Consider the following 14,450-nt stretch of genomic DNA (forward strand, 5'->3'; position numbering starts at 1 on the left):
AGCCTCCGGAGGGGGTTGCTCAGGTGTCGGCTGCGTTGCCTTCTTCACCGGTGTCTTCGTCACCGTCGACGGGCGCATCGGCCAGCGGCCAGCCGCCCAGGTCGCGCCAGCGATTAACGATGCCACAGAAAAGCTCAGCGGTTTTCTCCGCATCGTATTCCGCGGAGTGGGCGCTGCTGTTGTCGAAGGGGATTCCGGCGGTCTGACAGGCCTTGGCTAACACGGTTTGGCCATAGGCAAGCCCGGCCAGGGTAGCGGTATCCAGGCAGGAGAAGGGGTGAAATGGGTTGCGCTTCAGACCACAGCGCGCCACGGCGGCATTGATAAACCCAAGATCAAAGTGGGCATTGTGCGCAACCATGATCGCACGGGTGCAGCTGTGTGCCTTGATGGCGCGACGGATATGCCGGAACAGCTCGGGCAGGGCGATTTCCTCGGGCCAGGCGTCGCGGTCCGGCGAATCCAGGTCCACACCGATAAAGTCCAGTGCGGACTGTTCGATATTGGCCCCTTCAAAGGGCTCGATATGGAAGCTGTGGGTCTCTTCCGCAAACAGGGTGCCAGATTCATCCATATTCAGGATGACCGCAGAAACTTCCAGCAGGGCATCGGTGCGGGCGTTGAAGCCCGCCGTTTCCAGATCCAGGACGATCGGAAGGAATCCCCGGAATCGTTGTGCCAGGAGGCTTTTGGGGCCGGAGGGCGTTTCTGCTGGTGTCACGGGAATCCTGAAGTCTTAATCAATCACAAATTAGCGGGCGGCAACCGGGATCAAGCCCGGCGCCAATTCAAGGTTTCGCCAGCGGCCAGCGGGATCAGTGCGTCGTCACCCATTTGCAGGCCAGAGGGCAGGGTCCACGGCTCACGTACCAAGGTAATGGTATCGGAGTTGCGCGGCAGGCCGTAGAAGTCCGGGCCGAATTCGCTGGCAAAGCCTTCCAGTTTGTCGAGCTTGCCGGCGCGTTCGAAGGCTTCGGCGTAGAGTTCAATGGCGCTGAATGCGGTGTAACAACCGGCACAGCCGCAGGAGCTTTCCTTCTTGCCCTGGATATGTGGGGCGGAATCTGTGCCCAGAAAAAACTTGGGACTGCCACTGGTGGCCGCCTCAATCAGCGCCATCTGGTGTGCGTTGCGCTTGAGAATGGGCAGGCAGTAATAATGTGGGCGGATGCCGCCTACCAGCATGTGATTGCGATTGTACAGCAAGTGATGCGCGGTAATGGTCGCGGCAATGCCCTCGCGGGCCTGGGCGACAAACTCGACGGCGTGCGACGTGGTGATGTGCTCGAGCACGATCTTCAGGGTAGGGAAGTCGTCAACAACCGGCCCCAGAATATTCTCGATGAACACGCGCTCGCGGTCGAAGATATCGATATCCGCAGTCGTGACCTCTCCGTGCAGCAGCAGCTTCATGCCGCATTCCTGCAAGGCTTCCAGCGCCGGGTAGATGTTGGCGATATCGGTAACGCCGGAGTCGGAGTTGGTGGTGGCGCCGGCCGGGTAGAGCTTGGCGGCAACCACACCTGCGGCGTGGGCCTGCTTGACCACTTCCGCAGTTGTGTTGTCGGTCAGGTAGATCACCATCAGCGGGGTGAATGGGTTGCCAGCGGGAACCGCCGCTTCAATGCGTGCCTTATAGGCCAGCGCGTCATCCGCATTCACCACTGGGGGCACCAGGTTTGGCATGATGATCGCACGGCGGAACTGGTCTGCGGCGTCACCAACGGTGCGGGTCAGGGCATCGCCATCGCGCAAATGGATGTGCCAGTCGTCAGGTGCTCGCAGGGTAATTTGCTGTTTGGAATCCACCGAATATCTCCTCCCGGATTGAACGCGGCGCCGATGCTACCCGAAGCGCCAAAAAATTGCGAAAACTGTGGCAAATGCCTCTTCGGTGCACAGTTTGGGTGTAAAGTGATCAGCGTATTCCGCCTGCCAATAATCACTATTTGCGGACGCCCCGTATGGTGCTGGCCGTAGGGCCTTCTAGGCGCTACAATCCCGCCCCGAAAAAACGCGGCCTCTCCGCGACGACTGGGCACACTTCCAAAAATAATCCCTCCCAGAACGAGATTTCCCGCAGGTGATCGCATTCTCCTGGGGTGCTTCACGTTTGTGGTTAGCAGTTGTGTCCGGATCATCGCCCGGGACTGAGGGCTTACTGTACAGAGGATAGTAATGAGCAAGATCGACAAGGTGGTATTGGCGTATTCCGGTGGTCTCGACACTTCGGTGATCGTGCGCTGGCTGCAAGATACCTATGGATGTGAGGTCGTCACCTTTACCGCCGACATCGGTCAGGGTGAGGAAGTAGAGCCCGCGCGCGCCAAAGCGGAAGCCCTGGGCGTCAAAGAGATCTACATCGATGATCTGCGCGAAGAGTTTGTGCGCGATTTTGTATTCCCGATGTTCCGCGCCAACACCATCTATGAAGGTGAGTACCTGCTGGGCACCTCCATTGCGCGCCCGCTGATTGCCAAGCGCCTGATCGAGATCGCCAATGAAACTGGCGCGGATGCCATTTCCCACGGTGCGACCGGTAAGGGTAATGACCAGGTGCGCTTCGAGCTGGGTGCTTATGCACTGAAGCCTGGCATCCAGGTGATCGCGCCATGGCGCGAGTGGGACCTGAACTCCCGCGAAAAGCTCATGGAATACTGCGCGCAGCACAAGATCCCGGTGGATTTTTCCGGCAAGAAGAAAAAGTCCCCGTACTCCATGGACGCCAATCTGCTGCACATCTCCTACGAGGGCGGTGTACTGGAAGAGCCGTGGGCCGAAGCCGAAGAAGATATGTGGCGCTGGAGCGTCAGCCCGGAAGCGGCCCCGGACAAGGCTACCTATATTACGCTGCAGTTCGAAAACGGCGATCCGGTTGCCATCGATGGCGAGCGCATGAGCCCGGCGACCCTGCTGGAAACCCTGAACAAGCTGGGTGGCGCCAACGGTATTGGCCGTCTGGATATCGTGGAAAACCGCTACGTGGGTATGAAGTCCCGCGGCTGTTACGAAACCCCTGGCGGCACCATCTTGCTGAAAGCGCACCGCGCCATCGAGTCCATCACCCTGGACCGCGAAGTAGCGCACCTGAAAGATGAGCTGATGCCGCGCTACGCGAAGCTGATCTACAACGGTTACTGGTGGTCCCCGGAGCGTCGCATGCTCCAGGCGGCAATCGATGAGTCCCAGTCTGTGGTTAACGGCGAGGTGCGCCTGAAACTGTATAAGGGCAGCGTGACTGCGGTTGGTCGTCGCTCGTCCGACAGCCTGTTCGATGAGCGTATCGCGACCTTTGAAGATGATGCCGGCGCCTACGATCAGAAAGATGCCGAAGGCTTCATCAAATTGAATGCCCTGCGCCTGCGAATTGCCGCAGGTAAAGGTCGTGACTTGATCTAAATCAGTTGGGAAGGGCGATTACAGCGTATAAATCGTCTTCCCTGTGCCTACTCGGTCTAACGTGAAGGGAACAGCCACGACTTTAACTGGCGAACCCTGCACGTTTGACGGAAGCGAATTTCAAAAAGCAACGGAAGTTACACAATGACGACAACGGTGGCAGAGGCCGGCAAGTTGCCGGACTATGACTACAACATTGTGCGCCAGTTCACCATTATGTCGGTGGTCTGGGGCATTGTTGGAATGGGTGTCGGCGTATTGATCGCCGCTCAGCTGGCGTGGCCTGCGCTGAATGACCTTTGGCAGCCATTCACGAACTTTGGCCGACTGCGCCCGCTGCATACCAACGCGGTTATTTTCGCGTTCGGTGGTAGCGTGTTGTTTGCCACTTCCTACTATGTGGTGCAACGTACCTGTCAAACCCGCCTGTGGGGTGGCTGGTTGATCCCGTTCACCTTCTGGGGTTGGCAGGCTGTTATTGTCGCTGCGGCGATTACCCTGCCACTGGGTATCACTTCTGCCAAAGAATATGCCGAGCTGGAATGGCCGATCGATATCCTGATTGCGCTGATCTGGGTTGCCTACGGCCTGGTATTCTTCGGCACCATCGTTAAGCGCAACACCTCCCACATTTATGTGGCGAACTGGTTCTTCGGCGCCTTCATTATTACTGTTGCCGTTCTGCATATCGTTAATAGCATTGCCATTCCGGTAAGTACCTGGAAGTCCTACTCTGCCTACGCGGGTACTACCGATGCCATGATCCAGTGGTGGTACGGACACAATGCAGTGGGCTTCTTCCTGACGGCAGCATTTCTGGGCATCATGTATTACTTCGTGCCCAAGCAGGCGGGCCGTCCGGTATATTCCTACCAGCTGTCCATCGTGCACTTCTGGGCGCTGATCTCTATTTATGTATGGGCGGGTGGCCACCACCTGCACTACTCTGCACTGCCTGACTGGACCCAGAGCCTGGCGATGGTCATGTCCATCATCCTGCTGGCGCCGTCCTGGGGTGGCATGATCAACGGCATCATGACCCTGTCTGGCGCATGGCATAAGCTGCGCACCGATCCGACCTTGCGCTTCCTGGTTGTTTCTCTGTCCTTCTACGGTATGTCTACCTTCGAAGGCCCGATGATGTCCATCAAGACCGTTAACGCGCTGTCCCACAACACCGACTGGACCGTTGGCCACGTGCACTCCGGGGCCTTGGGTTGGGTAGCGATGATTTCTATCGGTGCCATTTACCATCTGGTTCCGATTCTGTGGAACCGCAAGGAAATGTTCAGTGTGAAGCTGGTTAATGCGCACTTCTGGCTGGCGACCATCGGCACCGTACTGTACATCGCCGCCATGTGGGTGAACGGAATTACTCAGGGCCTGATGTGGCGTGCATTTAACGCCGACGGCACCCTGACCTATAGCTTCGTCGAAAGTGTGATCGCCAGTAAGCCGGGCTACATCGTTCGCTGGTTGGGCGGTGCGATCTTTACCTCTGGCATGTTGCTGATGGCGTACAACGTCTTCCGTACCGTTACCGATGAGCCGAAAGAAGGCGAGGTTGGTCGCGATGAAAGTCTGCCTGTGGCAAAGAGTGTTTAAGGGGATTGAATCGTGAAGAATCATGACATCGTAGAAAAAAACATCGGTTGGATGATTTTGTTTACCGTCATTGCGATTAGCTTTGGCGCGCTGGTTGAAATCGTTCCTCAGTTCTTTATCAAAGAAAACAACGAGCCGATCGCGGGCCTGAAACCGCTGGGTCCCATTGAGCTGGAAGGTCGCGATATCTACATTCGCGAGGGTTGCCACGTATGCCACACGCAGATGATTCGTCCTCTGCGTGCGGAAGTGGAGCGCTATGGTCATTACTCCATGGCGCAAGAGTCCGTATACGAGCACCCATTCCTGTGGGGCTCCAAGCGTACTGGCCCGGACCTGGCGCGCGTTGGTGGTCGCTATTCCGATGAGTGGCACCGTGCGCACATGTACGACCCGCGCAATGTGGTGCCGGAATCCATCATGCCGGCTTACCCCTGGCTGTTCGACAATATCGTGACCGGTGAACACACTGCGGCAAAAATGCGCGCGATGCGCATCGTCGGTGTTCCTTACACCGATGAAGATATTGCCAATGCCAGCAAGCCTTTTGTTGGTGGCCGCGTAACAGAAATCGACGCGCTGGTAGCCTACCTGCAGCAGCTGGGTACTCTGGTACAGCAAAAGCGTTAAGCGAGGTGCTCGGTGGATATCGATATTCTGCGGCAAATTGGTGTGGTTCTCGGATCGCTGGCATTCCTCGGAGTTTGCTGGTGGGCTTTTTCGCCAAAGCGTAAAAAACGTTTTGAGGAAGACGCCAAGCTGCCGTTTGCCGACGAGCAGGAAACTCTAGATAAGGGCGCTCGCGAGAGCGATAGCACGACCGAAAAAAAGGTCGGTGAGAAACAGGAACAGGGGCAGGACAAATGAGTACATTTTGGAGTGTTTGGGTAATTGTGCTCACCCTCGCCAATCTTGCATTGGTAACTTGGGTTCTTTTTGCAAACCGCAAAGTGGCGGTGAGTGACCAGGACGATCCAGAAAATAAAACGACTGGCCACGTGTACGACGGCATCGAAGAGTATGACAACCCGCTGCCCAAGTGGTGGTTCTTGCTGTTTGTCATCACCCTGGTTTTTTCTGCTGCGTACCTGGTGATTTATCCGGGTATGGGTAACTTCAAGGGTATCGGCGGCTGGACTTCCGTGGGTGCACTGAAAGCGGATCAGGCCAAGGCTCAGGCGGAGTTCAAGGAAACCTACGGTAAGTATGCAGAAATGCCGATCGAGCAGATCGCGGAAAACCGCGATGCACTGAAAATGGGTGCGCGTATTTTTGCCAACAACTGTGCCGTGTGTCATGGCGCTGATGGTGGTGGTAACTACGGCTTCCCAGACCTGACCGATAACGACTGGCTGTACGGTGGCTCTCCGGAAAAAATCCTCGAGACCTTGCACAATGGCCGCCAGGGCATGATGCCGCCGCAGGAGCCGATTATCGGTGGTGACGGCGTGAAGCAAGTGGCTGAATATGTTCTGTCCCTGAGTGGTCAGGAGCACGATGCGGCGCTGGCGGAGCAGGGTGCACAGGTATTTGGCACGGTATGTATGGCGTGTCACGGTGCAGACGGCAAAGGCAACCAGGCTCTGGGTGCGCCGAACCTGACCGACGACATCTGGCTGTACGGCGGTACTCGCGAAGAGATTCAGCACTCTGTGCGCGGTGGCCGTAGCAACAACATGCCGTCTCAGAAAGACAAGTTGCGTGAAGACAAGATCCGTCTGGTTGCAGCTTACGTTTACAGCCTGTCACGTCAGGAAGACGTACAGCAGTAAGCTTGTTTGCTAGAGCTTATTGAATGGGCGGGCGGCGAGTGATCGCCGCCTTCGCCTGAGGGAAGGGCACCGCAGGGAAGAAGAACAAGCCTCATTGCATCCACTGCAGGAATGCCCGAATGACACAATTTCGGGGGAGTGAGGTATTGTGAGCGATAGAATTCCGACCCGTGAAGAGCAAGATGGTGATGGCGAAGTCCGCTACCGGATGCTCTACGAATCCGACGATAAAATCTATATTCGTCATATCCGCGGTGTTTTCACCCGTATCCGTAAATACACCGGCCTACCACTACTTCTCGCTTTTTTCTTTATACCCTGGCTGAATATTGATGGTCAGCAGGCGGTTCTGTTTGATCTGCCCGCGCGACAGTTTCATATCTTCTGGGCCACCTTCGGTCCGCAAGATGGCATTCTGCTTGCGGGACTGTTGATCATTGCCGCGTTCGCCCTGTTTGCGATTACCACCTGGCTCGGTCGTGTGTGGTGTGGCTTTACCTGTCCGCAGACGGTGTGGACCTTGATGTTCATCTGGGCGGAACGCGTGTGTGAAGGCGATCGTGCCAAGCGCATGAAGCTGGATGCCGCACCCTGGGGCGCGGAAAAAGTGTTGCGCAAAAGCGGCACCCACGCGATCTGGTTGTTTATTTCCCTCGCCACTGCGCTGGCATTTGTCGGCTATTTTTACGGCATTCGCGACTTGGTGGTGGATCTGGCGACCTTCCAGGCGCATCCCCAGGGGGTATTCTGGGTCGCCTTCTTTACCTTTGCTACCTACATGAATGCCGGCTTTATGCGCGAGCAGGTGTGCAAATACATGTGCCCCTACGCGCGCTTCCAGTCTGTTATGTACGATCAGGACACCCTGGCGGTGTACTACGATGCCCGCCGTGGTGAAGCCCGCGGCCCGCGTAAGAAAAACGTGGATTACAAGTCTCAGGGCATGGGCGACTGCATTGACTGTTACTGGTGTGTGCAGGTGTGTCCGGTAGACATCGATATCCGCGATGGCATGCAGTACGAGTGCATCAACTGTGGATTGTGCGTGGATGCGTGTAACAGCGTGATGGACAAGATGGAGTACCCGCGCGGGCTTATCCGTTTCACCTCAGAAGATGAGTTGCAGACGGGCAAAACCCAGTATTTGCGCCCGCGTTTGCTCGGGTATGCGCTGGTGTTACTGGTGCTTGTTGGCGCCTTCACCTACCAAGTGGTGACGCGCTCGCCGGTGCAGGCCGAAGTGCAGCGTGACCGTGGTGCCCGTATGTATCGGGTGTCGCAGGGCATGGTGCAGAATGTCTACACGGTCAAAATCAACAATATGGATCAGCGCCCGCACGAGTTCACCGTGCGCATAGACGGCAAACAGGGGTACGATTATTCCTTGCGTATGCAGGGGAATCCCTATGTCGTCCCTGGCGAGATATACTCTGTGCCGATTCGGGTTAGTGTGCCCAAGGATCAGCTGAAGGATACCAAGCACGACATCTATATTGAGATTCAGGCGAAAGATGCGCCCGAGCTCAAGGATCGTCACAAGACCGTATTTATCGGTCCCAAGTAGCCTCCGGGGGCTGTTGCCCCCGCGCAGGCATTTGTTCCAAATAATTCGTAGATTTAGAGTTCGGGTTTAATACGTTCGTGCCTCAGAAAAAAAATTCCCAAACGCCAGGTGTCTGGTACCGCGAGCCCTGGTTTTGGGTGGTGATGGCGCCGCTGGTCGTGGTGGTAATCGTGTCCTTTACCATGCTGTCCATCGCCGTGCGGCACGGCGATGACGTGGTGAGCGATACCTATTACAAGGACAGCCGCCTGTATCACTACCGTGCGGAGCAGGACCAGCAGGCGAAGGCCCTGGGCCTGGCAGGCATGCTGCTGTTTTCTCCGGAGGAAAAGTCCGTGTCTCTCGATTTGCGCGGGAGCCTCGAATACCCGGAAAAGCTGTTGCTGATCCTCAGCCACCCGGTGGAGGCGGACCTGGATGAGCATGTGGTGCTCGAACAGGTTTCCATCGGCCGCTACCGCGGCGAAGTCGCCGCACCCATGCGCCACCGCTGGTACCTGCAGCTGATGCCGGAACTGAACTCGGAAAACTTCGACCAGGCGGAGTGGCGGCTGAAAGGGGAAATCAATTTCAATATTGGCAATGGAGTGCCCCTGAAGCCTGCGGAGCAATGATTCCATGGGTGACTCGATGAGCGACTCTCTCGCGCCGGATTCTTCTTCTGTTGATCCTTCCAATGTCGCTGCCGAACGCAGCGACTGCTTCCACTGTGGCCTACCCGTGGCTGAGGGTAGCCAGTATTCCGTCACCATTGATAGGGTTGCCCGCCCCATGTGCTGTCCAGGTTGTGAAGCCGTGGCTGGGGCGATCGTCGCCGGTGGCCTGGATAACTTCTACCGATTCCGCGAAAACAGCAGCGAGCGCCCTGAAGCTTCATCCCAGGACCAGCGCTGGCAAGCCTACGACCTGCCACAGGTACAGACGGAATTCGTGCGTGACTTCTTGGGTTCCCTCCCGGGTGTGGACACCGCTGCCCCCCTGAAGGTTGCCAGTCTGCTGGTGGGTGGGATTACCTGTGCCGCCTGCGTGTGGCTGATCGAAAAGCAGCTGATGGCGATGCCCGGTGTGCATCGTGTTTCGGTCAATGCCAGTACCCATCGTGCGCAGATCGTGTTCGACCCGGCGCAGATCAAATTGAGCGAACTGTTTGGTGCGCTCACTCGTATTGGCTACCGCCCCTCCCCCGCAACTGCGGCCAACAATGAGCAGTTGATTCAACAGGAGCGTCGCTCCGCTATGCGTCGTCTGGGGGTGGCCGGCCTGGGTACCATGCAGGTCATGATGTTTGCGATTGCCCTCTACTTTGGCGGCAATAAAGGCATTGATGTTCAGTTCGAGCAGTTCTTCCGCTGGGTGTCGCTCGTCGTCGCAACACCGGTGGTGTGTTATGCGGCGCAGCCGTTTTTTGCCGCGGCCTGGCGCGCCCTGCGCAGCGGGCACCTGATTATGGATGTGCCGGTCTCGCTGGCGATCGGGCTGGCCTATGGCGCCAGTGTTTACGCCACGGTTTTTGAAACCGGTGAGGTGTATTTCGAATCCGTCTCCATGTTCACCTTTTTCCTGTTACTGGGCCGTTTTGTCGAGATGCGCGCGCGTCATCGGGCGGGGCTTGCCAGCGGCGGGCTTGCGCAGTTGCTGCCGTTAGCCGCCCTGCGCCGTGGAGAGCGTGGTGCACTTGAATCGGTACCGGTGGCGGCGCTCGCGGTTGGTGAGCACATCCTGTTGCGCCCGGGGGATACCGTGCCGGTGGATGGTGTGGTGACCGAGGGTGCAAGTGGCGTTGATGAATCCATTCTTACCGGCGAATCCGAGTTGCAACAGAAAGTCTGCGGCAGCCCGGTATTTGCCGGCAGTGTAAACGGCGATTCATCGCTCACCGTGCGGATTTCTGCCGCCGGCAGTGGCACGCGCCTTTCCGCCATCGAAAAGCTGGTGGAGCAGGCTCAGTTGGACAAGCCGGAGCAGGCGGCACTCGCCGACCGGATTGCCGGGCGGTTTATTGCCGCAGTGCTGTGCATTGCGGTGGCTGCTTTTGTATTCTGGTGGCAGCAGGACCCGGGGCGCGCCTTCTGGGTCGCCCTGTCGGTACTCGTGGTTACCTGCCCCTGTGCGCTGTCACTGGCGACGCCCGCGGCGTTGGCGGCGGCGACGCTCCGTTTGCAGCAGCTGGGGCTTCTGGTTGCCAAGGGGCATGTGTTGGAAACCTTGCCCACGGTCGATCGCGTGATTTTCGATAAAACCGGGACCCTCACCGAGGGTGCACCGCAATTGCGGGTGGTGACACCGCTCAGGGAGGGAGTCTCCCAAGAGTCGGCGCGGGATATCGCTGCCGCACTGGAGGTGGAAAACAATCACCCGCTGGCGCGGGCATTTCGCCCCTGGTTTGGCAATCGCTCGGCGAGCAACCTGCGTGCAGTGACCGGGCAGGGTGTGGCAGGCCTGTGCGATGGCGTCGAATATCGTCTCGGCGCGCCAGATTTTGTTGGGGAAATCAGTGCTTCCGGGATTGCTATGCCTACACCCGCAGAACCTGGGCAGTGGTTGTTACTGGGCGATGGCTCGGGGCCGGTGGCATGGCTTGGGCTGGGCGATGAACTGCGCCCCAGTGCAGCGGGTGCGGTGCGCATGCTGGGGAAGCAGGGCGTCGCGGTTGAGCTGCTGAGTGGCGATCAGTCCGCGGAAGTGCCGCGCCTGGCAGGCCTCGCGGGCATCCGCGACTATCAGGCGGGTGCCTCTCCCGAGCAGAAGCTGCAGCAATTGCGACGACTGCAGAGTGATGGTGAGCGCGTATTGATGATTGGCGACGGCATCAACGATGTGCCGGTACTCTCCGGTGCCGACGTGTCCGTGGCAATGATGTCGGCGGCGGACCTCGCGCAATCCAGAGCGGACGCCATTTTGTTAAAGGGTGACCTGTGTGCCTTGCCGCGCGCGTTTGCGCTGGCGGCGAGTTGCCGCAAGGTCATCCGGCAGAACCTGGGGTGGGCCATTTTATACAATCTACTGGCGCTGCCCCTGGCCTTCCTTGGGCTGGTACCACCCTGGGCTGCCGCCATCGGCATGTCGCTGAGCTCTCTGCTGGTGGTGGTTAACGCGCTGCGTTTGTCGCGCTGGCAGCCTGCGGCATAAATCCGATGATGCCGAAATCCTATTTCGAGGTTTAAGTGGACAGTATTTTTCTTCTCGTGCCCATCGTGATTGTCTTTATCGCCTGTGCGGTGAAGTTTTTCTTCTGGGCGGTGAACAATGGTCAGTATGACGATCTGGAAACGGAAAGTCGCCGAATCTTGTTTGAAGAGGATCGCAAGCCGCTGACGAAGACTGAGACAGAGGGCGTTGAGGTGTCAGAGGATGGGCGCGCAAGTAAAACGTTGAATGCTGGCGACGAGCGGAAGTCAGACTGATGGCGGACTGGAGTTTTCTCGCTGCAGCGCTGGCGATCGGTTTTTTGGGCAGTAGCCACTGCATTGGTATGTGCGGCGGAATTTCCGGTGCGCTTGGGCTGGCGGTACCAGGGGAGAAGCCCCAGTGGCCCAAGCTACTCGGATACTCGGCCGGACGCATCGCCAGTTACGCGTTGATGGGGTTGCTCGTGGGCAGTCTCGGTGCCTTCCTGGCTGCAGACCTTGCCGCCGGTTTGGCACCCCTGCGTACTGTTGCCGGTGTGATGCTGATCGCCATGGCGCTGTACCTGGCGGATTGGTGGCGCGGGCTGGTGTGGCTGGAGCGCGGCGGTGCGGTTTTGTGGCGCGCGGTGCAGCCCCTTTCCCGACACCTGTTGCCGGTAAAGTCGACCCCGCAGGCGGTAGCGCTGGGTGCGGTCTGGGGCTGGCTCCCCTGCGGACTGGTATACAGTGCGCTGACCTTCGCGCTGGCCCAGGGGAGTGGTCAACAGGCGGCGCTTGCCATGATCGCCTTCGGCCTGGGCACCGCACCCGCGGTGTTGGCGAGCGGAATGGCGGCCACGCGTTTGCGCAAGATTGTGCAGAAGCCAGGGGTGCGTTTATCCATGGCGTCTCTGGTGCTGGTGTTTGGGGTATGGACACTCTGGGGAACCGTAGGGCATGGCGCCCACGGCGCCCACGATAGCCACAGCGCGCGCAGTGCGCAGGAGGCGCACTCTGGTCATGACCAGCACGCTACGCACAGTGGCGCCGAGACTCGCGAAGAGAGTTCGACGCATGTGCACCATACGAGTCACGATAGCGAAGAAGCTGACCCTGTGCCCGAGGATGCGCCGGCTGAGCCGGAAGAGGCTCCGGCGGAGCATGAGCACCATCATCATCATCACTGAGGGCCATCAGGTGGGTGAGTAGTTGGGCGACAAAAGTGACTATTGGTTCTCCCAGTATCCGATGGTGCTGGGGGATTCTGGCGGTGCTTCGGGGATGGCGGTAAACTGGTGCAAGTATGACCTGTGGCCTGGCCGCCCCATCAGGTATTTTTCGTGATGCCAAAAACCTGGTTCGGCTGTACAAGTTGGACCGAGCATGAAGAAAATAAAAAGTAAAAAACCGGCCTCCAAGAAGCCCGCTGCGCAACGCGCCTCTCAGTCTCGCATGAATGGGGCGGCTGCTGTCCCGTCCTGCCCCGACGCTCCCACCAATATATGGATCAACCTGTTTGCCCTGGGGGTGTCGCTGGCCGCGGTTTTCTGGTTGCGGGAGTACGGCCAGGATCTGCATGTCAAAACCCAGTCACTGGTAGTGGTTGCTGTCGCACTGGCACTGCCAATTATTCTGCTGGAATGGGTCTTTGTTAAACCATGGCGCAATCCGTCCGCCGGCCTCGACTTCCGTCGGATGAATTTCAATTGGGGGCGCACCGCCCTGAAGCTGGTGGGTTTCTATCTCACAATCGGCTCGGTGGCGTTTGTGTACTGGCTGTTCCCCGAGTATCACGGTTCCTTTTACGATAACTATTACACAGTAGTGAAAGCAGTGTTGCCCTGGTGGATGGCGCTGGCGGTTCCGTATTTTTACCTGGTAGATGGGGCCATGCAGTCGCCCAAAGACGGTTACTGGCAGCTCGGAAGCTGGTTGATGGGGAATACCAAAGAGGTATCCGGCAAAGCCGTTGGCCAGTTGTATCTGGGCTGGCTGGTGAAGCTGTTCTTCCTGCCGCTGATGTTTGTTTACCTTGGCAACAACCTTACCAATCTGCTGAATTTTGATTTCTCCCGTCTACTGGTGAACTTCAAATCCGTTTTTGATTTCACCTTTAATTTCCTGTTCTACATCGATCTGTTGTTTGTCACCGTGGGGTATGTGTGCACCCTACGCCTGTTCGATTCGCACATCCGCACCGTGGAGCCCAGCTTCCTTGGTTGGGGGGTGGCACTGATCGGGTACCAGCCATTTTGGAGCCTGTTTTCCGGCACCTATCTCAAATATGACGATGCGCCGGCGTGGGGATACTGGTTCTGGGATACTCCTTGGGCCTACAGTCTCTGGGGCTCTATTATTTTGTTACTCATTGCCGTTTACGTATGGGCCAGCATCCCGTTCGGAATCCGTTTTTCCAACCTGACCCATCGCGGCATTCTCACCAACGGCCCTTATCGGTATACCAAGCACCCGGCATACATCAGCAAAAACATTTCCTGGTGGATGATCTCCATGCCGTTTATGGTCAGCGCGAGTGGGCCTGAGGCTTTGCGTCAGTCTTTGCTGTTACTGATGGTGAACTTTATCTACTTCATGCGCGCGCGCACCGAAGAGCGGCACCTGTCCTGGGATCCGACTTACGTGGCTTACGCACACTATATTGCCGAGCGTGGGACTTTTGCATTCCTCGGGCGCTGGTTCGCCATACTGCGCTTCGGGCAGGGCCGGCTCTTTTTCCGTGGCGAAGATGCCCCAGCGGTAGAACCTCTGGTATCCGGCATCCCTGCGGCGGCCAAGCCAGTGGCTAAACCCTATAGCCCCTGAAGCGGATTGCCTATTGATCGCTGTTGGTTGCTTCAAGCGGGCTGTATCTGTTGATCGCAACGGGTATCTAGCTGGGTCTCACGACATCCTTAACCCTTGGTCCTCCACAGTGACTGGAGCGCAAACAGGGAAGGTGTGGTCACGGCGAAGATTGAATTCACCAACGGCGCCGAAGGCGAG

13 protein-coding genes are annotated in these 14,450 nt (G+C 57.8%); 11 read left to right on the forward strand and 2 right to left on the reverse strand.

Features of this window, described 5'->3' with window-relative positions; genetic code table 11:
* Positions 1 to 19: 19 nt before the first annotated feature.
* Positions 20 to 721 (reverse strand): ribonuclease T, encoded by a 702-nt coding sequence (gene rnt / locus LCM31_RS07290; RefSeq protein ID WP_224868727.1) that lies wholly within the window; start codon positions 719 to 721, stop codon positions 20 to 22.
* A 50-nt stretch (positions 722 to 771) separates the two neighbouring features.
* Positions 772 to 1,809, reverse strand: coding sequence for a dihydroorotase (pyrC, locus tag LCM31_RS07295; RefSeq protein ID WP_224868729.1), 1,038 nt, complete (start codon positions 1,807 to 1,809; stop codon positions 772 to 774).
* A gap of 369 nt (positions 1,810 to 2,178) precedes the next feature.
* Between pyrC and LCM31_RS07300 the strand changes: the two genes are divergently transcribed.
* From LCM31_RS07300 to LCM31_RS07350, 11 genes are all read left to right on the forward strand, one after another.
* Entirely contained in the window at positions 2,179 to 3,399 is a 1,221-nt protein-coding gene (locus LCM31_RS07300) for an argininosuccinate synthase (protein WP_224868731.1), read from the forward strand.
* Positions 3,400 to 3,543: 144 nt separating this feature from the next.
* A complete protein-coding gene (ccoN, locus tag LCM31_RS07305; RefSeq protein WP_224868733.1) occupies positions 3,544 to 5,004 on the forward strand; it encodes a cytochrome-c oxidase, cbb3-type subunit I in 1,461 nt (486 codons plus the stop codon).
* 12 nt (positions 5,005 to 5,016) lie between these two features.
* Positions 5,017 to 5,634, forward strand: a complete 618-nt coding sequence (gene ccoO / locus LCM31_RS07310; RefSeq protein ID WP_224868736.1) for a cytochrome-c oxidase, cbb3-type subunit II — start codon at positions 5,017 to 5,019, stop codon at positions 5,632 to 5,634.
* 12 nt (positions 5,635 to 5,646) lie between these two features.
* Positions 5,647 to 5,871: a cbb3-type cytochrome oxidase subunit 3 gene (locus tag LCM31_RS07315; RefSeq protein WP_224868738.1), complete on the forward strand. Its 225-nt coding sequence runs from the start codon at positions 5,647 to 5,649 to the stop codon at positions 5,869 to 5,871.
* Positions 5,868 to 6,776 (forward strand): cytochrome-c oxidase, cbb3-type subunit III, encoded by a 909-nt coding sequence (gene ccoP, locus LCM31_RS07320; RefSeq protein ID WP_224868740.1) that lies wholly within the window; start codon positions 5,868 to 5,870, stop codon positions 6,774 to 6,776. Before LCM31_RS07315 ends, ccoP begins: the two co-directional genes overlap by 4 nt.
* A gap of 148 nt (positions 6,777 to 6,924) precedes the next feature.
* The gene (gene ccoG, locus LCM31_RS07325) at positions 6,925 to 8,340 is read left to right on the forward strand and encodes a cytochrome c oxidase accessory protein CcoG (protein ID WP_224868742.1); all 1,416 of its coding nucleotides are present in this window, start codon (positions 6,925 to 6,927) and stop codon (positions 8,338 to 8,340) included.
* Between the two features lie 77 nt (positions 8,341 to 8,417).
* The gene (locus tag LCM31_RS07330; protein WP_224868745.1) at positions 8,418 to 8,954 is read left to right on the forward strand and encodes a FixH family protein; all 537 of its coding nucleotides are present in this window, start codon (positions 8,418 to 8,420) and stop codon (positions 8,952 to 8,954) included.
* 16 nt (positions 8,955 to 8,970) lie between these two features.
* Positions 8,971 to 11,469 (forward strand): heavy metal translocating P-type ATPase, encoded by a 2,499-nt coding sequence (locus LCM31_RS07335; RefSeq protein ID WP_224868747.1) that lies wholly within the window; start codon positions 8,971 to 8,973, stop codon positions 11,467 to 11,469.
* Between the two features lie 35 nt (positions 11,470 to 11,504).
* Positions 11,505 to 11,744 carry a cbb3-type cytochrome oxidase assembly protein CcoS gene (ccoS, locus tag LCM31_RS07340; RefSeq protein ID WP_224868749.1) on the forward strand — a complete coding sequence of 80 codons (240 nt, stop codon included), beginning with the start codon at positions 11,505 to 11,507 and terminating at the stop codon, positions 11,742 to 11,744.
* Entirely contained in the window at positions 11,744 to 12,634 is an 891-nt protein-coding gene (locus LCM31_RS07345) for a sulfite exporter TauE/SafE family protein (protein ID WP_224868751.1), read from the forward strand. The genes ccoS and LCM31_RS07345 overlap by 1 nt, the downstream gene beginning before the upstream one ends.
* 196 nt (positions 12,635 to 12,830) lie before the next feature.
* Positions 12,831 to 14,270, forward strand: coding sequence for an isoprenylcysteine carboxylmethyltransferase family protein (locus LCM31_RS07350; RefSeq protein WP_224868753.1), 1,440 nt, complete (start codon positions 12,831 to 12,833; stop codon positions 14,268 to 14,270).
* Positions 14,271 to 14,450 lie beyond the last annotated feature (180 nt).

Source organism: Microbulbifer agarilyticus (assembly GCF_020171345.1).
GTDB classification, from domain to species: Bacteria; Pseudomonadota; Gammaproteobacteria; order Pseudomonadales; family Cellvibrionaceae; genus Microbulbifer; species Microbulbifer agarilyticus_D.